Source organism: Pseudomonas sp. GV071 (assembly GCF_003050835.1).
Lineage (GTDB): Bacteria > Pseudomonadota > Gammaproteobacteria > Pseudomonadales > Pseudomonadaceae > Aquipseudomonas.
In genome coordinates, this window is record NZ_QAOJ01000010.1 from 168342 (window position 1) to 188972 (window position 20631).

Annotated in this window: 21 protein-coding genes; 15 read left to right on the forward strand and 6 right to left on the reverse strand. The window is 62.4% G+C overall.

From position 1 onward, the window contains the following. Positions 1–142 precede the first annotated feature (142 nt). The 13 genes from elbB to C8K61_RS19590 all read left to right on the forward strand — a co-directional run bounded on the left by elbB (position 143) and on the right by C8K61_RS19590 (position 12113). Positions 143–808 carry an isoprenoid biosynthesis glyoxalase ElbB gene (gene elbB, locus C8K61_RS19530; RefSeq protein ID WP_108097957.1) on the forward strand — a complete coding sequence of 222 codons (666 nt, stop codon included), beginning with the start codon at positions 143–145 and terminating at the stop codon, positions 806–808. Between the two features lie 59 nt (positions 809–867). Further along, positions 868–1380: a GspH/FimT family pseudopilin gene (locus C8K61_RS19535; protein ID WP_108098037.1), complete on the forward strand. Its 513-nt coding sequence runs from the start codon at positions 868–870 to the stop codon at positions 1378–1380. Between the two features lie 132 nt (positions 1381–1512). Next, the gene (locus C8K61_RS19540; RefSeq protein WP_158272524.1) at positions 1513–1761 is read left to right on the forward strand and encodes a prepilin-type N-terminal cleavage/methylation domain-containing protein; all 249 of its coding nucleotides are present in this window, start codon (positions 1513–1515) and stop codon (positions 1759–1761) included. 269 nt (positions 1762–2030) lie between these two features. Continuing rightward, positions 2031–2804, forward strand: coding sequence for a prepilin-type N-terminal cleavage/methylation domain-containing protein (locus C8K61_RS19545; protein WP_108098038.1), 774 nt, complete (start codon positions 2031–2033; stop codon positions 2802–2804). Continuing rightward, a complete protein-coding gene (locus tag C8K61_RS19550) occupies positions 2801–3343 on the forward strand; it encodes a PilX N-terminal domain-containing pilus assembly protein (protein WP_108097959.1) in 543 nt (180 codons plus the stop codon). The genes C8K61_RS19545 and C8K61_RS19550 overlap by 4 nt, the downstream gene beginning before the upstream one ends. After that, positions 3340–5358 carry a pilus assembly protein gene (locus C8K61_RS19555; protein WP_108097960.1) on the forward strand — a complete coding sequence of 673 codons (2019 nt, stop codon included), beginning with the start codon at positions 3340–3342 and terminating at the stop codon, positions 5356–5358. Before C8K61_RS19550 ends, C8K61_RS19555 begins: the two co-directional genes overlap by 4 nt. After that, entirely contained in the window at positions 5345–5782 is a 438-nt protein-coding gene (locus C8K61_RS19560; protein ID WP_108097961.1) for a type IV pilin protein, read from the forward strand. Before C8K61_RS19555 ends, C8K61_RS19560 begins: the two co-directional genes overlap by 14 nt. 247 nt (positions 5783–6029) lie before the next feature. Then, positions 6030–7424, forward strand: coding sequence for a COG3014 family protein (locus C8K61_RS19565; RefSeq protein WP_108097962.1), 1395 nt, complete (start codon positions 6030–6032; stop codon positions 7422–7424). 15 nt (positions 7425–7439) lie between these two features. After that, positions 7440–7814: a YcfL family protein gene (locus C8K61_RS19570; protein ID WP_108097963.1), complete on the forward strand. Its 375-nt coding sequence runs from the start codon at positions 7440–7442 to the stop codon at positions 7812–7814. A gap of 36 nt (positions 7815–7850) precedes the next feature. Further along, positions 7851–8438 carry a penicillin-binding protein activator LpoB gene (lpoB, locus tag C8K61_RS19575; protein WP_108097964.1) on the forward strand — a complete coding sequence of 196 codons (588 nt, stop codon included), beginning with the start codon at positions 7851–7853 and terminating at the stop codon, positions 8436–8438. A 3-nt stretch (positions 8439–8441) separates the two neighbouring features. Next, positions 8442–9185, forward strand: coding sequence for a penicillin-binding protein activator LpoB (locus C8K61_RS19580; protein ID WP_108097965.1), 744 nt, complete (start codon positions 8442–8444; stop codon positions 9183–9185). A gap of 168 nt (positions 9186–9353) precedes the next feature. Next, entirely contained in the window at positions 9354–9824 is a 471-nt protein-coding gene (locus C8K61_RS19585; protein ID WP_108097966.1) for a thioesterase family protein, read from the forward strand. A gap of 147 nt (positions 9825–9971) precedes the next feature. Next, complete coding sequence (locus C8K61_RS19590) at positions 9972–12113, forward strand: bifunctional diguanylate cyclase/phosphodiesterase (RefSeq protein ID WP_108097967.1); 2142 nt, start codon at positions 9972–9974, stop codon at positions 12111–12113. Here the strand turns inward: C8K61_RS19590 and C8K61_RS19595 are convergent. The 5 genes from C8K61_RS19595 to C8K61_RS19615 form a co-directional block, all read right to left on the reverse strand. After that, positions 12098–12559, reverse strand: coding sequence for a YaiI/YqxD family protein (locus tag C8K61_RS19595; protein ID WP_108097968.1), 462 nt, complete (start codon positions 12557–12559; stop codon positions 12098–12100). The genes C8K61_RS19590 and C8K61_RS19595 overlap by 16 nt on opposite strands. A gap of 79 nt (positions 12560–12638) precedes the next feature. Further along, entirely contained in the window at positions 12639–14564 is a 1926-nt protein-coding gene (locus C8K61_RS19600; RefSeq protein ID WP_108097969.1) for an FTR1 family protein, read from the reverse strand. 184 nt (positions 14565–14748) lie between these two features. Beyond that, complete coding sequence (gene rhtB, locus C8K61_RS19605) at positions 14749–15381, reverse strand: homoserine/homoserine lactone efflux protein (RefSeq protein WP_108097970.1); 633 nt, start codon at positions 15379–15381, stop codon at positions 14749–14751. A gap of 98 nt (positions 15382–15479) precedes the next feature. Beyond that, a complete protein-coding gene (locus C8K61_RS19610) occupies positions 15480–16247 on the reverse strand; it encodes a TerC family protein (protein WP_108097971.1) in 768 nt (255 codons plus the stop codon). A gap of 46 nt (positions 16248–16293) precedes the next feature. After that, positions 16294–18204: an ATP-binding cassette domain-containing protein gene (locus C8K61_RS19615; RefSeq protein WP_108097972.1), complete on the reverse strand. Its 1911-nt coding sequence runs from the start codon at positions 18202–18204 to the stop codon at positions 16294–16296. A gap of 50 nt (positions 18205–18254) precedes the next feature. Between C8K61_RS19615 and C8K61_RS19620 the strand changes: the two genes are divergently transcribed. After that, positions 18255–18704, forward strand: a complete 450-nt coding sequence (locus tag C8K61_RS19620; protein ID WP_108097973.1) for a TIGR02444 family protein — start codon at positions 18255–18257, stop codon at positions 18702–18704. Here the strand turns inward: C8K61_RS19620 and C8K61_RS19625 are convergent. Next, positions 18701–19864 (reverse strand): AlgP family protein, encoded by a 1164-nt coding sequence (locus C8K61_RS19625; protein ID WP_108097974.1) that lies wholly within the window; start codon positions 19862–19864, stop codon positions 18701–18703. The genes C8K61_RS19620 and C8K61_RS19625 overlap by 4 nt on opposite strands. Positions 19865–19978: 114 nt before the next feature. Between C8K61_RS19625 and C8K61_RS19630 the strand changes: the two genes are divergently transcribed. Next, complete coding sequence (locus C8K61_RS19630; protein ID WP_108097975.1) at positions 19979–20623, forward strand: FKBP-type peptidyl-prolyl cis-trans isomerase; 645 nt, start codon at positions 19979–19981, stop codon at positions 20621–20623. Positions 20624–20631: the final 8 nt, after the last annotated feature.

Consider the following 20631-nt stretch of genomic DNA (forward strand, 5'->3'; position numbering starts at 1 on the left):
CGCGCTTTGCCCCAAACTGCGGTCCAAACTTGTACCAGCCAGGCAGCACGGGTTGGTCGAGGGTACTTGGCGGCTGACTCAGCGTCGGGTTTAGTCAGATGGCCGAACGCTCGGCCAACCCATCGAGTAACGGGGAATCGCCATGCACAAGAAAGTCGCTGTAATTCTCTCTGGTTGTGGCGTCTATGACGGCGCGGAAATCTACGAAAGCGTGATCACCCTGCTGCGCCTGGACCAACGCGGGGTCGAGGTGCAGTGCTTCGCACCCAACGTCACCCAACACCACGTAATCAACCACCTCACCGGCGAGGAAATGCCGGAAAGTCGCAACGTGCTGGTGGAAGCTGCACGCATCGCCCGCGGCGCAATCAAGGATGTACGAGAAGCCAATGCCGAGGACTTCGATGCGCTGATCGTGCCCGGCGGTTTCGGCGCGGCGAAGAACCTTAGCGACTTCGCCGTTAACGGTGCGCAACTTACGGTGCAACCTGACGTGCTGGCCCTGGCCCAGGCCTTTGCCGCAGCGAAAAAACCGGTGGGGCTGATCTGCATCGCCCCGGCGATGGCGGCGAAAATATTCGGCCCCGGCGTGATCTGCACCATTGGCAACGATGCCGACACCGCCGCCGCCCTCACAGCCATGGGCGCTGAGCACCAAGAGTGCACGGTCGACGACATCGTCGAAGACCCGCAGCACAAACTGATTACCACCCCCGCCTACATGCTGGCGCAATCCATCAGCCAGGCCGCCTCCGGCATCAACAAGCTGGTGGACCGCGTGCTCGAATTGAGCAGCCACCCGAGTTAAGCACCACCGCATCACTCGCTACAGGCCAGGAAGGCCGCTACTGACAAGGATGTTTTGCCATGCGCTCAAGCTCCGCTTTTACCCTTACTGAACTGCTGGTGACCCTGTGCTTGCTGGGGGTAGCCGCCAGCGTCGCCTTGCCCAACCTCAACCACTACCTACACAACCAGCGCCAGGAAGACCTGCGCCACAGCCTGCAAAGCCATCTCAAAGCCGCACGTGGTGAAGCCATCGCGCTGATGCAGCGGGTCGAACTCTGTGGTTCCAGTTCCGGTCAGCAGTGTGACCAGGCCTGGGCGCAGGGTTGGCTGCTGCGCGTTCCGGTTAGCCAGCGCATCTTGCGCTATTCCCGCCAGCGCGGCCTCGAACGCCTGCGCTGGGCAGGCGCCGGCGCCGCCAGCCAGAGCGTGATCTACCAAGCCAATGGCAGCACTGTCGCCAGCAACGGGCGCTTCATCCTCTGCGATGCCGGTGGCCAAGTGGCTTGGCAATTGGTGATCAACCGGCAGGGGCGCGTACGCCATCAGCAGGGCCTGGAAAACGGGCAAAGCGCCGCCGAACTGTGTCGCTGATTCACCATGACTGAAGCGGTCGTGTGAGTACTCCTACGGCGAAAGTGCCAGCGCCTGCTTCACCCGTGTGCTCCCCGGGCAAACAATCAAGGCGTCTGATTTCCATGTTTGACTATGGCAGGGAGCGCCATGATGAACACCCCAAGGAACCCATCGACTACCCTCGAATTTCCAAGCGCTGGTTTCAGCCTGATAGAGGTGCTGGTCACCACCTGGCTGATTGGTGTCGGCATGCTCGGTATGGCTGCATTACAGAGCCGTGCCATCGCCAACGGCGACGACCACCTGCAGCGCAGTACGGCGGCCATGCTTGTCAATGACCTGCTCGCGCCACCCCCGCCGAATGGTCCACCTACCTGCAGGCCGCTCCTCCGCCGGTAGCAACCGCTTCTCCCTGTCCACGTCCGCCCAGCCAACCTGCCGCCCAACTCGCTTGCTGGTATGCCGAGCTCGCCCTGCTGCTGCCTGGCAGCCAGGCGCTGCCCAGTGGTGCGAGCTATGTATGCCGCTCTCCCAGCCCAGGCGTGTGCGCCAGTAACGGCAGTGGCATCGAAATTCACGTGGCCTGGCACGCTCGGCAGGGCGAATGCTCGCGCGGTAACGCGCCTTGCCACGTGCGCGTTCGCAGCGAAATCTAGGGAGCGCTCGCCATGCAAAAACCACAACGTGGGGTGTCGTTGGTTGAACTGATGGTGGCCTTGGTCATTGGCGCCTTTCTGATTCTGGTGGTGATCCGGATCGTCCTCGATAACCAGCTGAGCTATCTGTTCCAGCGGGCCCAGGCCGACAACCAGAGCAATGCCCGTTTCACCCTCACCTGGCTAGACCAGCAACTGCTCAAAACCGGTTTCAAACGCCGTCCGGATCAAACCCTGGAGGCCGCGTTCCCAGCACTCAGCGAAGCGCAAAGCGGCGTGAACGGCTGCGCCTTTGCCGCCGGCCAGGTAATCAAATCCCTGCAAGGCAAAGCTCTGTGCCTGCGCTACCAACCTAGCGACCGCCTGGATGTGGACTGCCTCGGCAATCGCCGGCCCGCGAACACCGCAGCCCTCGCACGCCCCTATAGCGAGCCACCGGAAGCCTTCGTCGAGAAGCTCTCGCTGACGACCAACCAGCAACTGTTATGCACCAGCAAAGACGGTGCCGCCACGCTCGTCGAGGGGGTTGCCGAGCTGCGCTTTGACTTCGGCGTGGGCCTGGCCGGATCACCCCAGGTGATCGCCTACACCGATGCTCCAGCCAGTGGCGATTACATCCGCAGCGTGCGTTATGCCGCGCTACTGAGTACGCCACTACCACCACGCGCGGTGGCTGCAAGCTCGCGCGCCTGGAGCCGCTGGCATGATGATGCGCGACGCCCGGCGCCCGACCGGCTGTATCAGATGATCAGAAGCACCGTCACCCTGCGAAACCTCATGCCATGAGCCGCCACAGCCAACGCGGCAGCGTACTGCTCGTCACCCTGATCCTGCTGCTGGTGATTACCAGCCTGGCGGTTTCCAGCGTGCGCGATAGCGCACTGGAAACCCAGGTGATGGCCAGGGACCTGCAACAGCAGCGCCTGTTCAACGCCGCCGAAGCGGGCCTGCGCGATGCGGAGCGGCGCATCGCCCTGGCCCTCGACCCCCTGCCCAGTTGCGGTTCGCCGCCCTGCGTGCAAGGTGTGGCCAGCAACACTGTCCTGGATTTTTCCAAGGCCACGCCCTACCCGGACCTGCGCGAGGGCAGCGCCCTGCTACCCAGCGTGCGCTGGTACATCCGCCTGGTGCCGACCGCACCGGCACAAGCTGCCAACCCTCGCTACGGCGACGCCGCCAAGCTCGCTGGCACCTATTACTACGAGGTCAGCAGCCAGGCCTTTATCGCCACGCTGGCGCCCTCCAACCTTAACGGCAACTGTTCCGCTGCTGTGGTGTGCTTGCGCTCGGTGGTAGCGCGCACTTTTCTGGATCGGCAGCCATGAACGTCTGCCCGTGGATGTTCCTGATCGCGCTGAGCCTGGCTATGCCTGAACTGGCCGCTGCGGACAACGCTTCCTTCCCGGCCACTTTATGCACTCCCAGTAGCGAAAACTCCCCCGCGCCAACCGTCGCCGGTGAGCATCCCGACACCCGCTACCGTACGCGTTTTTCCGCCGATGGCTGGACGGGCGAGCTGAGCAAAGAGCGCTGGTCGAGCGAGGGCAAAACGCGGGTGTTGTGGACTACCCGCGGGCAATTGGCTACCCAGCGCCAGACTCTGCTCCCCGGCACCGACGGCAGCCTCAAGCCATTCACTTGGGCTAACCTGAACCCACAGCAACAGGCCGCGCTCAACCGCAACGCCGCCGGCGCCGAAGATGGCTACGGACCGGCGCGGGTGAGCCTGCTACGGGGCGACGGCTGCAGCCAATTGGATGGTTGCGCGACGCTACGCCCATCGCTGCCGCCGCTCGGCGATATCGTCAACAGCCTGCCGCTCGTTGTCAGCGCGCCCAACCGCCGGGCCGCGCTTATGGAACGGTACGACGGTCCGCCAGGCGCCTACTCCGCATTCATGGCCAAGCCGCGACGCCCGCAGGTTTATGTGGGCGCCAACGACGGCATGCTGCATGGCTTCGATGCCGCTACCGGCGAAGAGCGCCTGGCGCTTATCCCATCGGCGCTGCTCGCCGATCTGCCCTCCCTGACCGCTGCCGATTACGGCCAAGGATCGGCCAACCCGCACCGTTCTTTTGTCGACGGCGCCCTGCTGGCGCAAGATGTCTATTTCGCCGATGCCTGGCATACCGTGCTGCTGGTCAGCTTGGGTGCCGGCGCTCGCGGCATGCTGGCGCTGGACGTCAGCGACCCGCTACATGTGCGTGTGCTCTGGGAGCTGCACGCCACGCCTGAGAATGACCTCGGCCACCTGTTCGGCACGCCAAGTATCGCCCGCTTGCATACCGGTCAGTGGGCAGTGCTGTTGGGCAATGGTGTCGCGCCGGTGGGCAACAGCGCCGCCTTGCTACTGGTGGACGTGCAGACCGGAGCGCTGATCAAACGCCTGGCGACACCGCGAGCCGCCTCCGGGTTGGCCATGCCACTGGTGACCGACACCAATGGCGATGGCAACGCCGACTACGCCTATGCCGGCGACAGCCTGGGCAACCTGTGGCGCTTCGACCTGTTTGAGCCGAACCCGGGCAGTCTGACCACGGCAACGCCACCGACCACAGCTGGCGTCGAGCACTTTCGCCTGTCGTTTGGTGGCTACCCCCTGTTCAGTACGCCGAACTCACCGGCACAACCCATCAGCCTGGCGCCCGAGATCGTCAGACACCCTACCGAGAACGGCTATCTGCTGCTGGTCGGCAGCGGGCAGAACGTGCGCACCACATACCCTGAAAGTCGTGCCCGACAAAGTCTGTACGGCATCTGGGACCGCTTCACCCAGGGTCAGAACACCCAGACCGTCGACACGGTAAGCAGCGATGCATTGCAGCAGCAACACTTGCAGAACGCCGGCACCATCACGGTCGGTGGCGAGGAGCAGGAGCGCCTCACGCTCAGCCGCGAACCGATTGATTGGAGCGCTTCCAAAGGCAAGCTGGGCTGGTTCATCGACCTGCGCGCGGCAACCGCCAGCGCCGCAGCCGAGCGCTTACTGGAAACTCCGCAAATGCTGGGTGAGCTGCTGGTGGTGCGCACCCGCCGCCCCCGCAACGAACCGTGCCAAAGCGATGCCGAGCAGCGTTTGTATGTGCTCGACCCAACCCTGGGTAGCCGCCCGCTGTTCGCCGTATTCGATGTCAACGGTGACGGTCGCGTCGACGACAAAGACAGTGACAACGGAGCGCCGCCCTTCAGCCTCGTAGCTCCTACCACACTTCAGATAGTCGTCGATCCGCAGCGCGGCATGCCCTGCCTGCTTGGCAGCGTCAACTGCGCACCGCTGGCCAGCGGCCCGCGCGCCAATGGCCGGCAAAGTTGGAAGGTGGTGACCGATGTCTCACCCTGACCATCGCCTGCGCGGCTTCAGCCTGCTGGAATTGCTGGTGGTGTTGGCCATCGCCGGGGTGCTGTATGCCGTGGTGGCGCCGACCTATCGGCAGTTCGTGCTGCGCGCCAACCGCACCGAGGCGCAGGCCTTGCTCCTCGATGCAGCCGCCCGCCAAGCGCGTTACCACGCGCAGCATCAGGTCTTTATTACCGAGCAAACGGCGATTGGCGAACTGCAGCTTCCCCACACCCAGGGCAGCGAAGTGCTCAGTGCCAACGGGCTGTACCGTCTGACCGTGGAGGACGGCGACGGCGGTTACCGGCTGCTGGCCACCCCACTTGGCGCGCAACGCGCCGACAGCACCTGCGCCAGCCTGATGCTCAATGGCACTGGCACCACCGGCATCACCGGTAACGGCAGCCCGCGCGAGTGCTGGAAATAGCCGATCAACGCTAGACCACGCAGTGAGTCCGGCGCCCTGTGTGATGGCACTTCTTAGCCCGGAAAAATTAAAAAGCTGTTACATGGCCATCATTGCCCGCCTATAATGCGCCGCCTCGCTATCGCGAATGGCTATTTAAGCTCCTCTTTTTATGATGAATTGGCAGGAAGCCAGCGCCCTCTGCCAATGGGTCACTCCAGCCCGACCGGCACCCGCGGCTATATTTTTCAGGGAAGAAAAACCTTCTATGGCATTCCGCGCCCCCTCTCTGCTCGCGCTTTGCGCAGTCACGCTGTTGTCCGGCTGCTCCGCGTTTCGCAACTACGACTCCGAACTGGCGCAGACCAACCAGCAACTGGCGACCGGCAATGTCGACGCCGCCCTGACCCTGCTGGAAAAGAACAACAGCGGCGACGAAAAAGACCTGCTCTATTACTTCGAGAAAGGTGAATTGTTGCGCGCCAAGGGCGACCTCGGCGGCAGCCAGAACGCCTGGGGCCAGGCCGATCAGGTGGTGGGCCAGTGGGAAGATGCGGTGAAGCTCGACACCGACAAGTACCTGGCACAGTTCGGTAGTTTCCTGGTCAACGACAAGGTCCGTCGCTACGAAGGGTATGACTACGAGAAAGTCATGCTGACCACCCAGATGGCGTTGAACCTGCTGGCGGCCAACGATTTCGACGGTGCCCGCACCGCGATCAAGAAAACCCACGAACGCGAAGCGGTGATCGCCGAGCTGCGTGACAAGGAATACCTCAAGAGCGAGGAAGAGGCCGAGAAGGAAGGGGTCAAGACCCAGTACAAAGACCTGCAAGGCTATCCGGTCGCCAGCCTCGACGCGCCGGAAGTGGTCGGCCTGAAAAACAGCTACCAGAGTGCCTTCAGCCATTACCTGGCCGGCTACGTCTACGAAGCCCTGGGCGAAAAAGACCTCGCCGCGCCAGGCTATCGCACCGCCGCCGAGTTGCGCCCGAACACGCCATTGCTGGAACAGGCGCTGGTCAACCTCGACAAGCCGGCCGCCGGTGATGAGAGCGACATTCTGATCGTGGTGCAAAGCGGCCTGGCGCCGGCCCGCGACTCGATCCGCATTCCGCTGCCACTGCCGATCTCCAACAACCTGGTGATCACCCCGCTGTCGTTCCCGGTGATCAAGCCGGATACGTCCACCGCTGCCTTCTCGCAGATTGGCGTGGACGGCCAGCAACTGGACCTCACCGCACTCAACAGCACCACCGCTATGTCCCGTCGCGCCCTGCGTGACGACATGCCGGGGATCATCGTGCGCACCACCGTGCGCGCCATCACCAAAGGCGTGGCACAAAAGCAGATCAACGATGCCAACCCGCTGGTGGGCCTGGCTGTCGGTATCGGCTCGGCCGTCCTTGAAGGCGCCGACACCCGCACCTGGCGCACCCTGCCGGACACCACGCAAGTGGTGCGTCTGCGTCTGAAGAAAGGCGAGCACCAGGTGTCGCTGCCCAGCAGCGTCGGCGGCTCGCTGGTGAAGATCAACGTCGAGCAGCGCTACCAGGTGTTCAGCCTGCGCGCCGTGGGCAATCAGGTATTTGCCAGCGGCAACGCCGCCCAGGTGCAGTCGAGCATCAGCCCGACCGCCGTGGCCAGCATCAAACAACCTTAAGTACGGAGTCTTTGCATGCGCTTGAAACTGATCGCCGTTGCCGCCCTGGCCTTGCTGGCCGCCGGCTGCGCCACCCCACCGCCACCGGAGCCGGGCTCCTCGGCGAGCAAGGTGGTGGCCATGGGCAAACTGAAAAACATCGTGGTCGGCTCCATGCGCGTCGCCCGTGAAAACGGTTTCAAAACTGTCAACGTTCAGCTGAGCAACACCAGCTACAGCAACCAGACGTTCTATTACCGCTTCGCCTGGATCGGCGCTGAAGGCTTCCCGGTCGGTGGTGAGGAAGTGTGGAAGAGCCAGTTGATGTACGGCGAGCAGGTCAGTTTTATTCAAGCCATCGCCCCGACCGCACAAGCGGTGGATTTCCGCCTGGAAATCAAAACGCCGTAAGCCTGTCCCCTATTTGCCGTTTCAGAGAGCCTTGCCATGTTTGTACGTTTTTCCTTGATCGCCGCCATCGCCCTGCTGGCCAGCGGCTGCGCCAACACCTCGCCCACCCTGGGCAGCAAGAACATCAGCTACGGCGACACCAAAGCGGTGGAAACCGTGACCAACGAGTTCGGTTCCACCGACCTGCAGATGATCGCCGAAACCATGACCCGCTCCCTGGCCCAGTCCGGCGTACTACAAGGCCGCCCGGTGGTGCAGGTGTACGACGTGAAGAACAAGACCAGCGAGTACATCGATACCCGCGAAATCACCACCAGCATCAAGACCCAACTGATGAAGACCGGCACCGCCCGCTTCGCCAGCGACAACACCGAGATGCAGAGCCAGGTTGACCAGCTCAAGCTGCAGAACCAGAGCGGCATGTACAAGAAGAGCACAGTGGCCAAGACCGGCAACATGATCGCTGCCAAGTACCGCCTGGAGGGGTCGATCAGCTCGATCGTCAAGCGCAGCAGTGATTACAAGGACGTCTTCTACAAATTCAGCCTGCAGTTGGTCGATGTTGAAAGCGGCCTGGCCGAGTGGATGGACGAAAAAGAAATCCGCAAAACCACGGAGCGTTAATCGATGCGTGTATGGATTGGCATGATTGCCCTGGCTTGCGCGTGCAGCGCGCAAGCGGCGCCGAAAGTCGCGGTAATCGACCTGGCCTATGAGCGGACGGTGGAGCAATACATCCACGTCGTTTCCGCCCAGAGCGCCTACCGCGAGGGTTACTACAGCGCCAGCGGCGCCGCTAGCTACAGCGAGTTCGAAGCCGCCACAAGCTATATCGAGCAGACCGAACTGCGCAACTTCACCGGCGACATCAAGGGTGAACTGCTGCGTACCGGCATGTTCCAGCTCGTGCAAGGCACGCCGTATACCGACTCGTACAAGGGCGATGTGTATGACGTGATCAAGCGCATCAAGGCCGGCCACTTCAAAGGCGCCGACTACGTGCTGTTTGGCACTGTCTCGGACATCGACTTCACCCGCGATGTCAATGAACTGGCCAATACCGACAGCTATTCGGCCGTGCTCGGCCTGACCTTGGTGGCCAACTTCAGCCTGATCAACACCAAGACCTATGAGATCACCTCGGCCTTCTCGGCGATGGGGGAAGGCCAGGACACCAAGCTGGTAAATGGCCGCGATATCAAGGTGGCGCTGAACCGTCCGCGCGTGGTGCGTGACGTGTCCAAAGCCTTGGGCGAAGACGTCGCCAACCAACTGAGCCAACAGCTCGGTGGCGCGGGTTACCAGCAGCAAGGGCAAGCGCCGTTGCGCAACAACCTGCCGCCGGACACCGCGCCGCAGATTTTGCGCTGAGTGCGTTGAGGTAACGAAAAGGCGGCCTGCGAAGGTCGCCTTTTTTATGCCTTGCCGATCGCGCCCTGCGGCCATGCCCGCCGAACTCTCCGGCAAATCCGCTACGGCTATGGCGCCGGCTGCTGCCTTTGCGGCAGGCTAGCGCTCTATCCCTGGAGCGCAGACCTGATGACCGACCCGACCTTCGAACTCACCCCGGAGCTGAAACAGGCGGTCCAGGGCTTCTTCGAACGCATTCCGTTCAACCAGATGCTCGGCATTCGCATCGATGAGTTGTCCACTGAGCAGGTATTGATGTCGCTGCCCATGCAGCCAGGCCTGGTCGGCAACTTCGTCCACGGCATCCTGCATGGCGGGGTGATCTCGGCGCTACTGGACGTCACCGGCGGCGCAATGGCCTTGATCGGTGCCTTCGAGCGCCACCAGAACCTCAGCAGCAGCGAGCGCATGGCACGGCTGTCGAAGCTGGGTACCATCGATTTGCGCGTGGATTATTTGCGCCCCGGGCGTGGCCAGCATTTCGTCGCCAAGGCGGTATTGCTGCGCTCCGGCAACAAAGTAGCGGTGGTACGCTCGGAACTGCATGCCGATGACGGCACTCTGGTGGCCGTCGGCACTGGCACCTATCTTTGTGGCTGATATGTTCAGCGAAGGCTCAAATACGGGCGCCGATGCCCGGCGAGCAAAAGCATAGCCTTCGCCGGCGCGGCCCTTTAAGATGCGCCAAAATGGCAATTAGCCACCACTGTGGGCCGTACCGCGTAACCTTTTGGGCTGGAGTTCGTGATGTCACTGCTGCACTTCATTGCTGACATGCCAGCCAACCAGACGGTAATACTCGACTGCCGGCATGACCCCAGCCTGGTGTTTCTCGCCTACCTGGTGGCCAGCGCCGCCGGGTTTACCGCCCTGGCGATGGCCAACCGGGTGAGCAGCAGCCGGAGCATGGGCAGCCGCGAACTGTGGCGCTGGGTTGGCGCGTTTGCCCTGGGCGGCGGCATCTGGTCGATGCACTTCATTGCCATGCTGTCGTTCAGCGCGCCGCTGAGCATTGGCTACAACTTCCAGATCACCCTGCTCTCCTTGCTGATCGCCATCATCGTGTCCTATGCGGTGATGTGGGTAATCAGCCGCAAACGCCTGGTAGCCTGGCAGTACCTGGCGGCGGCAGTCACCGCCGGCGTCGGCATCGCTACCATGCACTACAGCGGCATGGCCGCTATCGAATCGGCCGCCACCCTCTATTACGACCCGCTGCTGTTCACCGTCTCGGTACTGATTGCCATCGGCGCCTCGCTGGCAGCAGTGGTGCTGGCGTTCTATTTCCGCGGCAAGACCGGCGAGCGCGCGCACTGGCTGCGGATTCTGGCCAGCCTGGTGATGGGCGGGGCGATTGCCTCAATGCACTTCACCGGCATGGCCGCATTGAGCCTGGCGGTGCCCACCGACCTGTATGCCTATGTGCTGCGCCCGACAGCAGAAAGCGGCGAACAAAGCGTCATGGCCATTTCCATCGGCCTGATCGCCCTGCTCATCATCGTTGCCGGCATCGGTGCCAGTTGGGCCGAGCAGCGCCTGCGCGAACAACACGCCAAGTTACGGCGGGTTGCGCAACAGCTGAACGTGGTCACCCAGTACGACCCACTGACCAACCTGTTCAATGGCCGCGCCTTCACCCAACTGGCCACCCGTGCCCTCAGCGCCGTGGAGCCGCCACAACGTTGGGCGCTGCTATTTATCGACCTCGACAACTTCAAGCGGATCAACGACAGCCTCGGCCATTCCAGCGGCGACCACTTGTTGCAACTGGTGGCGCAACGCATCCGTTCGGCCCTGGGTGGCGAAGACGTGCTGGCTCGGTTTTCCGGTGATGAGTTCTGCGTGCTGGCCAAGGTTGAACACGGCTACCAGGCCGAACAACTGGCCAGCCGCATCGTCGATCAACTGCAGACGCCGTTCAGCCTGTCCTGTGGACAGCTGACGCAAACCGCCAGCATCGGCCTCAGCCTCTTCCCTCAGGACAGCCCGGACTACGACGCGCTGTTCAAACACGCCGGCCTCGCCGTGGGCTATTGCAAGCAGCACGGGCGCAACCGCAGCCTGCGCTTCAGCCCCGACCTGGAACGCCGCGCCCACATGGACCTGACCCTGGAGCAGGACCTGCGCCGCGCCCTCAATGAAGAAGGGCTGCACGTGCATTACCAGCCGATTGTCGCCAGCGAGACCGGCCAGGTGATCAGCCTCGAGGCCCTGGCGCGCTGGAATCACCCGCAGCGCGGCGCGGTCAGCCCTGAGGTGTTCGCGCCGCTGGCCGAGCAACATGGTTTTATCGTCGAGCTGGACCTATGGGTGGCCGAGCGCGCCTGCCGCGACCTGATGACCTTGCGTAAAGCGGGCTTCCCCGAGCTGCGGGTGGCGTTCAACTGCTCCGCGCTGAACCTGTCCAACCGCGTCCTGCCGGCGGCCATCGAGCAAATTCTGCAGCGCACCGGCCTGGACTCGGCGGGCCTGGTGATGGAAGTCACCGAAAACGCGCTGATGAACAACCTCAACACCGCCGTGGAGATTCTCGAAGAGATCCGCCGCCTGGGGGTGAAGATTTCCATCGACGATTTTGGCAGCGGCTATTCGTCTCTGGCCTACCTGCGCAAATTGCCGGTCAACAGCCTGAAGGTCGACCGCTCGTTTATCCGCGACATTCCGGCCGAAGCCAACGACATGGCGATCACCTCGGCGATCATCGCCATGGCGCACAAGCTGCAATTGAAAGTGGTGGCAGAGGGCGTGGAATCTGCTGAGCAGCTGGAGTTTTTGCGCGCCAATGACTGCGACCTGATCCAGGGTTACCTGTTCAGCCGGCCGCTGTCGCTGGAAGCCTTGCTGGCCTGGCTGGCGCCGGCCGAAGCGTCGCCTCAGCTCAGGGCCTGACGCGCCAGGCGGGTGAGGATGCGGTCCAGGCTGTTGGCAAACGCCTGCTTTTCCCGCTCGCCATAAGGCCCCTGACCGCCACCGACCTGGCCTTGCTCGCGCAAGTCGGTGAACAAGTTGCGCACCGCCAGGCGCTCGCCCATGTTCCCCGCATCGAACTCCCGGCCCCTTGGGTCCAGCGCCGCCACACCTTTTTTCACCAGGCGATCAGCCAGCGGCACGTCGCTGCAAATCACCAGCTCACCCGGCACGGCATGCTCCACCAGGTAGTCGTCGGCGGCATCCGGCCCAGCCGGCACCACGATCAGCCGTACACAGGCGAAGGCCGGTTTGCTCTGGCCTTGGCCGGCTACCAGCAACACCTCGAACTGGCGCTTCAAGGCGAACTTCACCACCTGGTCCTTGGCTGCCTTGGGGCAAGCGTCGGCATCGATCCACACGCGCATCGGCGCACTCCTAAGTGGGATAAAAACAAAAACGGGCGAGCAGTGTGACACTGCTCGCCCGTTTGCCTAGCGGCGACCGTCAGTTGGCGCTGGGCGCCTGCTGCCGGCCCTTAGCGGTGACGAAGCTGCGGCCATAGAGAATCGCGATGGCTATCAGCGCGATGGCCTGGGCCGACAACGAGTACAGGTCGGCGTGCACGCCCAGCCACTCGAACTCAATGAACGGCACCGGGTGCGTACCGAACACGCCGGCTTCCTGCAGCGCCTTAACCCCGTGGCCAGCAAAGACCACCGACAGGGCGCAGAGCAGCGCGGCGTTGATGCCGAAGAACAGGCCCAGCGGCAAGCGTGCCGAACCACGCAGAATCACCCAGGCCAGGCCGACCAGCAGCACACAGGCCGCAAGCGCACCGCCCAACACGGCGCTATGCCCGGCAGGGCCGGCTTGCAGCCACAGGGTTTCGTAGAACAGGATCACTTCGAACAGCTCACGGTACACCGAGAAGAACGCCAGCATGGCGAAGCCGAAACGGCCACCGCCACCCACCAGACTGCTCTTGATGTAGTCCTGCCAGGCAGCAGCATGACGGCGGTCGTGCATCCACACCCCAAGCCACAGCACCATCACGGCGGCGAACAACGCGGTGCAGCCTTCTAGCAACTCACGCTGGGCACCGCTGACGTCGAACAGGTAGGCCGCGGCCGCCCAGGTGAAGACCCCAGCCACCATCGCCAGGCCCCAGCCGATGTGCACACTGCGCTCAGCCGATTGCTGCCCGGTGTTGCGCAGGAAGGCCAGAATCGCTGCCAGTACCAGAATCGCTTCCAGGCCTTCGCGCAGCAGAATCAGCAGGGCCGAAATAAAGCTCAGCGACTGGCTCAGGCCATCGCTGCCCAACAGCTTGGCCGACTCCTGCAGCTTGCCTTTGGCGAACTCCAGCTTCTCTTTGGCCTGCTCCAGCGGCAAGCCGTCCTGCAGCGATTGACGGTAGGCCATCAGGGCTTTTTCGGTGTCTTTACGCACCTGCGCGTCGACGTTGTCGAGCGAGCTTTCCACCAGCTCGAAGCCTTCCAGGTAGGCGGCTACCGACAGGTCGTAGGCCTGGTCATGGTCGCCACTGCCGTAGGCGGCCAGGCTCTTGTCGAGGGTCACGCTGGTGTAGTCGAGCAGTTGCTGCGGACCACGCTGCACCACCGGTGGCTGGGCGCGCTGGCTGCGGAACAAGGCAGCAGCGGGCTCGCCTTGGGTGGCGGCAATTTCGTCCGGGGTCTGACGGGCCAGTTCGGCCAGGTCGAAGGTTTTCGCCTTGGCGCCATCGGCAGCGGCCGGAGCAGCAGCAGGCGCTGCGGCGCTGAAGCTGGCGATATACACCGCCAGGTCCCAACGCTGACGCTCATCCAACTGGTCGGCGAAAGCCGGCATGTCGGTGCCTTCGATACCCAGGGTAGTGGCGCCGTACAGGTCGTACAGGCTCAGGCGGCCCAGGCGTTTGGCATCGGTGAAGTTCGATGGAGCGGGCTCCAGGCCGATCCCGGCCGGGCCGTCACCGAGGCCGGCGTCGCCATGGCAGACCGCGCATTGCTGGGCGTAGATCGGCGCGCCGCGAGTCGGGTCTGGCGTGATTACCGGCGCCTGGCTGACTTCATAGGCCGCCGCCACTTGGGCGCTGACCAGACGGGCCTGGCGGCTGACCACAGCGGCGTCCTGGTGTTGGGCAATGGCGTCGTGCAGGGCGCTGACGCCTTGCTCGATGTCGCCACGTTGCGGGCGGGCCGGCAGGGCCAGGATCAAGCCTTGCAGACTGCTCAGGGCGTCGAGTTGTTTCTGGTAGCTATCGCTATTGCTTACCTGGCCGGCATTCACCGCGTCGGCGTAATCAGCGCCGATGTAGTCGAGAAAATGAATGGCTTGGGCGGTTCCTTCCACCGGGTCAGCAAATACGTTCAGGCTAAAAACGGACAGCAGCGAGAGAAGGCACAGCAACAAGCGGGGAGAGGCAAACATGATTCCATCCCAAATAAGAATGGAAGACATTGTTACCTTCCTAACGTTCTCACTCAAGTCTTGTAACAAAGCTTTACTTCATCGAGCCGATAGACTCACTCGAAGCCTGCAACGAAATACAAATAAAAACGGCGCGATCTGAACCGATCACGCCGTTAAAAGAAGCTCAAGCGACGAAGCTAAATCAGCTTGCCACTCGGCGGACATTGGCCAACAAAGCGGCTGCGCCCACGAACAGCGCGCCGAAGGTACGGTTCATCAACCGCTGCTGACGCGGTGTGCGCAGCAGCCGCAGGACCTTGGAAGCCAAGCCGGTGTAGCCGGCCATCACGATCAGATCGACCGTAATCATGGTCGCGCCCATGGTCAGGTACTGCATCAGCTGCGGTGCTTTGGGGTCGATGAACTGCGGCAGCACCGCGAGCATGAACACCACGGCTTTGGGGTTGCTGACGTTCACCAGAAAACCGCGCAGCACCAAACTCAGGGGGCGGCCAGTCGGTCGTTCTGCGGCTTCATCGGCCAGGTTGCTGGGCAGTGCGCGCCACTGCTTGATGCCGAGGAACACCAAGTAGAACACGCCGAACCACTTGATCAAGCTGAAGGCCAGCTCCGAGGCCGACAGGATGGCACCGACGCCCGCGGCAACGATGGCGATCTGCAACGCCAGGCCCAACTGCAGGCCCAGGGCATTCCAATAGCCGCGCCAGAAACCGTATTGCAGGCCAGCCGACATCGAGGCAATCGCGCCTGCACCGGGGGAAAGACTGATAAGCCAACAGGCCACGAAAAACGCCAACCAGGTTTCGAGCAGCATGGCTGCGAACCTCAGAAAGAAGGGGGGCGCTTACGGTAACGCGCTGTGTGGCGACTGACTAGCACAGTCGCCACACAGTTGAGGAGCACAGAAGCCGCTTAGGCGTCCGGGCTGTTCTTGCGCAGGTGCACCGGCTCAATATCCTTGTTCGCCGCCCGGGCACGGGCGGTGCGCATCTTGATGTTGATGGCTTCCACCGCCAGCGAGAAGGCCATGGCGAAGTAGACGTAGCCCTTCGGCACATGCACTTCGAAGGCTTCGGCGATCAGCACAGTACCGACCACGATCAGGAACGACAGGGCGAGCATCTTCAGCGACGGGTGCTTGTCGATATAGGCACTGATAGTGCTGGCCGACAGCATCATCACGCCCACCGAAATCACGATGGCGGCAATCATCACTGGCACGTGCTGCACCAGGCCCACGGCGGTGATCACCGAGTCCAGTGAGAAGATGATGTCGATGATGGCGATCTGCGTGATGATCCCCATGAAGCCATACACCTTGCCACCAGCCTTGGCCTCTTCTTCCGCGCCTTCCAGGCCGTGGTAAATCTCGGCGGTACTCTTGAACAGCAGGAACAGGCCACCGAAGAACAGGATCAGGTCACGCCCGGAGATGCCTTGCTCGAACATGGTGAACAGGTCTGCGGTCAGGCGCATCACCCAGGTGATCGACAGCAACAGCAGAATCCGCGTACCCATGGCCAGGGCCAGGCCGAAGAACCGAGCCTTGGGTTGTTGCTCGATGGGCAGCCGGCTGACCAGAATCGAGATGAAAATGATGTTGTCGATGCCAAGGACGATTTCCAAAGCGGTCAGGGTCGCAAACGCGATCCAGATCTCTGGACTCATTAGCCATTCCATAGTGTTGCCTCAAAAGGGGTAGATAGAACCCGCGAGGTTCAAAGCCTTAGTCGACCTGGGCCAGTTGTTGCTCGAGGCTTTCCAGGTGTTCCAGCGCCAGCATCCAGGCCTCTTCCAGCTCGCCTTCACGGGCCTTCATTTTCGCTTGTTCGGCAAGAAGATCGCGTAATTCGTCTTTACGCGATGTTTCATAAATCGCCGCATCGCCCAACCGCTCTTCCACTTTCGCCAGCTTTTCGTGCAACTGGCCCAACTCTTTTTCCAGCTTTTCCGCTTCCCGCTTGTGCGGTGCCAACTGCTGGCGCAGCGCCGCAGCCGCTTGGCGCTGAGCGCGTTTATCAGTTTTGTCGGCGGCCGACGTACTGGCGCTGACCGGTGCCTGGCGCGCGCGGTAGTCGACTAACCAACGAGCATAGTCGTCCAGATCGCCGTCGAACTCCTGAATGCGCCCTTCGGCGACCAGCAGAAATTCGTCGGTGGTGCTCTTGAGCAAGTGTCGATCGTGGGACACCACCACCACGGCTCCTTCGAATTCCTGCAGGGCCATGGTCAGGGCCAGGCGCATTTCCAGGTCGAGGTGGTTGGTCGGCTCGTCGAGCAGCAGCAGGTTGGGTTTTTCCCAGGCAATCAGCGCCAGGGCCAAGCGGGCTTTTTCGCCGCCGGAGAAATTCAGCACCGGCTCATCGCAACGCGGGCCACGGAAGTCGAAGCCACCGAGGAAGTCGCGCAGCGTCTGTTCACGCTCGGTCGGTGCCACGCGCTGGAAGTGCAGCAAAGGGCTGGCCTTGTTGTCCAGCGAGTCCAGCTGGTGCTGGGCAAAGTAGCCCACCGCCAGGTTCTCGCCGCGCACCAGGCGCCCGCCAATGACCGGCAGCTCGCCGACCAGGGTCTTGATCAGGGTCGATTTACCCGCGCCGTTAGGGCCGAGCAAACCGATCCGTGCGCCGGGCACCAGGCCCAATTTGGCTTTATCCAACACCACCTTGTCGCCATAGCCCAGGCGGCCATCGGAGAGGTTCAGCAGCGGGCTGGAAATCTTGTCGGCTTCACGGAAGGTGAAGTCGAAGGGCGAGTCGACATGGGCAGCGGACAACTCTTCCATGCGCTCCAGCGCCTTGATCCGGCTCTGGGCCTGGCGCGCCTTGGTTGCCTGCGCCTTGAAGCGGGCGATGTATTTTTCCATGTGCGCGCGCTGCGCCTGCTGCTTCTCGTAGGCCTGTTGTTGCTGGGCCAGACGTTCGGCGCGGGCGCGTTCGAAGGCGCTGTAGCCGCCGCGATAAAGGGTCAGCTTGCGCTGATCGACATGGGCCACATGGTCGACCACGGCATCGAGAAAATCGCGATCGTGAGAAATCAGCAGCATGGTGCCGGGGTAGCTTTTCAGCCACTCCTCCAGCCACAGGATGGCGTCGAGATCCAAGTGGTTGGTCGGTTCGTCGAGCAGCAGCAGATCGGAGGGGCACATCAGCGCCTGCGCCAGGTTCAGGCGCATGCGCCAGCCACCGGAAAAACTGCCAACCGAGCGGTCCATCTGTTCGTTGCTGAAACCCAGACCGGCGAGCAATTTGCGCGCACGGGCATCGGCGGTATAGCCGTCGGCGGAGTCCAGCTCGGCATGCAAACGCGCCTGCGCGGCACCGTCGTGGGCAGTTTCGGCGGCGGCCAGGTCCTGTTGTACCTGGCGCAAGCGCAGATCACCATCGAGCACATAGTCGACGGCGATACGATCGACCTCATCGACTTCCTGGCGCATATGGGCGATACGCCAATCGGCGGGCAGGAAGCAGTTGCCGGAGTCGGGCGTCAGCTCACCGCGCAGCAGGGCAAACAGGCTGGATTTGCCGGCGCCGTTGGCACCGATGAGACCGGCTTTCTGGCCGGCGTGCAGGGTGAGCTCGGCGTCTTCCAACAAACGCTGCGGGCCACGCTGTAGAGTGAGGTTTTGTAGTCGGATCATAATGGCGGCGGAGTCTACCAGCTTCGTTCGCAAATCGCCTGGAAAGCACCATGTCCTCTGACCTGTGGAGTTTCGCCCTGACCTTCTACGCACGCCCCGGCATCGAAGCCGCCTGCCTGCGCTTGCAACAACAGGGTGCCGATGTTTGCCTGCTGCTGTGTGCGGCTTGGCTGCAACAGTGTGGCGTTGCCTGTACGCCGGCGCGCGCCGCCGCCTTAAGTGAACTGGCCGAGCCCTGGCAGCGAGAGGTGATCACGCCATTGCGCCAGCTACGCCAAGGCTGGCGCGAAGCAGCCGGCCACAACGAAGGGCTGCGTGCCTTGCGCGAACAGATCAAGAGTGTGGAGTTACAAGCCGAGCGGCAGCTACTGGAGCGCCTGCAAGAGGCGGTGGACAGCTGGCTGAAGGGTGAAACGCAAGAGGACTGGTTGACCGCGGTGGCCGGCCAGCATGATCGCGACGCGCTGGACTTGCTGCGCGTCGCGATCACTCACACTTAGGAAGCGCTTGGAACGCCGCTGTCGTTGGTGACAGGTGCCGGAGCAGCGGCAGCCGGAGCAGCAGGTGCAGCGACCGGTGCTGAAGCAGCAGCCGGTTTTACCGGGGCAGCAGGCTTGGCAGCAACGGCTGGTTTGGCCGCTGGCTTAGCAGCAGGTTTTGCGGCGGGCTTGGCGGCCGGTTTAGCAGCGGCTGGTTTGGCGACGGCAGGCTTGGCCGCTACAGCGGGTTTCGCTGCGGCAGGTTTGGCTGCAGCTTTCACCGCCGGTTTTGCCGCTGGCTTGGCAACCGGTTTAGCGGCTGCTTTTACCGGGGCTTTGGCAGCTGGTTTGGCCGCTGGTTTGGCAGCGACTTTTGCCGGAGCTTTTGCGGCAGCAGGTTTCGCTGCTGGTTTAGCGACTGGTTTGGCAGCGGCTTTCACGGCTGGTTTTGCCGCTGGTTTGGCAGCCGGTTTTGCTGCGGGTTTAGCCGCTGCTTTTACCGGGGCTTTTGCAGCAGGCTTGGCGGCTGGCTTAGCAGCGGCTTTGGCGGGTGCTTTTGCCGCTGGTTTGGCAGCGGCCTTGGCCGGTGCTTTGGCAGCAGCAGGTTTGGCGGCAGCTTTCACCGGTGCTTTGGCAGCGGGTTTAGCAGCAGCCTTGGCAGGTGCTTTTGCAGCGGCTTTGGCCGGGGCTTTCGCAGCAGGTTTTGCGGCTGGCTTGGCAGCTGCTTTTGCAGCGGCAGGCTTGGCAGCCGGTTTGGCGGCAACCGGTTTTGGTGCGGCGCTGCGAGCGGCCAATGTCTTGGCAACCGACTCTTTAACCTTGCCAACACCTTGGGCCAATTTCAGGCTTTCCTGGGCATCACGCTTGAGTTGCACGATGTAGTTGCGCGTCTCAGCCTGGCTGGCTTTGAGGGTGTCGAGCAGGGTTTCCAATTCGCCCACGGCTTTCTTGGCTTTGGCCTGCGCTTTGTTCTTGCCTGCAGTGGTTGCCGCTTGCAGCAAGCTGCGAGCGTCGTGCAGTTTTTCCTGGGCTTTGCCGCGTTGTTTTTCCAGTTTGGCGAGCAGCTTTTCAGCGTCGACCAAAGCCTGGGAACAAGCACTTTCGAGATGATCCAGCAGGCTTTGGGAAAGCTGCTGCAGCAGATGCAAAGGAGTAGTTACCGATTTCTTATTGGCCGACATGACGCGCCTCCTGGCGAACGTTGGTGCGGCCCATACTAGCCGGGTGTTTCGCCACTCGCCAGTTCTGCGATAAGGGCTGGCATAATCGCCGCACTTGTCGCTCGGAGAACGCCCATGTCGCGTTGCTTTTTTCTGCTGTTTTTTTTGCTCGCAACTTCTGTTCACGCCGAAGAAAACCAACACGATCTGGCCTATAGCCTCGGGGTAAAACTGGGCCAACGTTTGCGCGAAGAAGTCCCCGACTTGCAGCTCCAGGCACTGCTCGACGGACTGCGCCAAGCCTACCGCGGCGAGCCGTTGCAGCTCGATGCCAAGCGCATGGAACAACTACTCGCCGACCACGAAGCCAAGCAGGCCGCCGCGCCACGGGACGATCAGAAAGCCGTGCAGGCCGAGACGCGTTTTATGGTCAATGAAAAAGCCAAAGCCGGCGTACACGAATTGGCCGGCGGTGTGCTGTACAGCGAACTGTTGCGCGGACAAGGCAAGAAGCCAAGCGCCAATGGCCGTGTGCGGGTGAAATACGTGGGACGCTTTGCCGATGGCAGTGTGTTTGATGAAAGCGCTACGCCGACCTGGTTCAAGCTCGACAGCGTGATTACCGGTTGGCGAATTGCCTTGCAGGAAATGCCCGTGGGCAGCAAATGGCGGTTGGTGATTCCGTCGGCACAAGCCTATGGCGCCGAGGGGGCTGGCGACCTGATCGCGCCCTACTCACCCCTGGTATTTGAATTGGAATTGGTGGAGGCCGCCGACTGAGCAGCGGC

Coding starts and splice junctions, on each gene's coding strand:
- elbB (WP_108097957.1), top strand. CDS start 143: ATGCACAAGAAAGTCGCTGTAATTCTCTCTGGTTGTGGCGTCTATGAC.
- C8K61_RS19535 (WP_108098037.1), top strand. CDS start 868: ATGCGCTCAAGCTCCGCTTTTACCCTTACTGAACTGCTGGTGACCCTG.
- C8K61_RS19540 (WP_158272524.1), top strand. CDS start 1,513: ATGAACACCCCAAGGAACCCATCGACTACCCTCGAATTTCCAAGCGCT.
- C8K61_RS19545 (WP_108098038.1), top strand. CDS start 2,031: ATGCAAAAACCACAACGTGGGGTGTCGTTGGTTGAACTGATGGTGGCC.
- C8K61_RS19550 (WP_108097959.1), top strand. CDS start 2,801: ATGAGCCGCCACAGCCAACGCGGCAGCGTACTGCTCGTCACCCTGATC.
- C8K61_RS19555 (WP_108097960.1), top strand. CDS start 3,340: ATGAACGTCTGCCCGTGGATGTTCCTGATCGCGCTGAGCCTGGCTATG.
- C8K61_RS19560 (WP_108097961.1), top strand. CDS start 5,345: ATGTCTCACCCTGACCATCGCCTGCGCGGCTTCAGCCTGCTGGAATTG.
- C8K61_RS19565 (WP_108097962.1), top strand. CDS start 6,030: ATGGCATTCCGCGCCCCCTCTCTGCTCGCGCTTTGCGCAGTCACGCTG.
- C8K61_RS19570 (WP_108097963.1), top strand. CDS start 7,440: ATGCGCTTGAAACTGATCGCCGTTGCCGCCCTGGCCTTGCTGGCCGCC.
- lpoB (WP_108097964.1), top strand. CDS start 7,851: ATGTTTGTACGTTTTTCCTTGATCGCCGCCATCGCCCTGCTGGCCAGC.
- C8K61_RS19580 (WP_108097965.1), top strand. CDS start 8,442: ATGCGTGTATGGATTGGCATGATTGCCCTGGCTTGCGCGTGCAGCGCG.
- C8K61_RS19585 (WP_108097966.1), top strand. CDS start 9,354: ATGACCGACCCGACCTTCGAACTCACCCCGGAGCTGAAACAGGCGGTC.
- C8K61_RS19590 (WP_108097967.1), top strand. CDS start 9,972: ATGTCACTGCTGCACTTCATTGCTGACATGCCAGCCAACCAGACGGTA.
- C8K61_RS19595 (WP_108097968.1), bottom strand. CDS start 12,559: ATGCGCGTGTGGATCGATGCCGACGCTTGCCCCAAGGCAGCCAAGGAC.
- C8K61_RS19600 (WP_108097969.1), bottom strand. CDS start 14,564: ATGTTTGCCTCTCCCCGCTTGTTGCTGTGCCTTCTCTCGCTGCTGTCC.
- rhtB (WP_108097970.1), bottom strand. CDS start 15,381: ATGCTGCTCGAAACCTGGTTGGCGTTTTTCGTGGCCTGTTGGCTTATC.
- C8K61_RS19610 (WP_108097971.1), bottom strand. CDS start 16,247: ATGGAATGGCTAATGAGTCCAGAGATCTGGATCGCGTTTGCGACCCTG.
- C8K61_RS19615 (WP_108097972.1), bottom strand. CDS start 18,204: ATGATCCGACTACAAAACCTCACTCTACAGCGTGGCCCGCAGCGTTTG.
- C8K61_RS19620 (WP_108097973.1), top strand. CDS start 18,255: ATGTCCTCTGACCTGTGGAGTTTCGCCCTGACCTTCTACGCACGCCCC.
- C8K61_RS19625 (WP_108097974.1), bottom strand. CDS start 19,864: ATGTCGGCCAATAAGAAATCGGTAACTACTCCTTTGCATCTGCTGCAG.
- C8K61_RS19630 (WP_108097975.1), top strand. CDS start 19,979: ATGTCGCGTTGCTTTTTTCTGCTGTTTTTTTTGCTCGCAACTTCTGTT.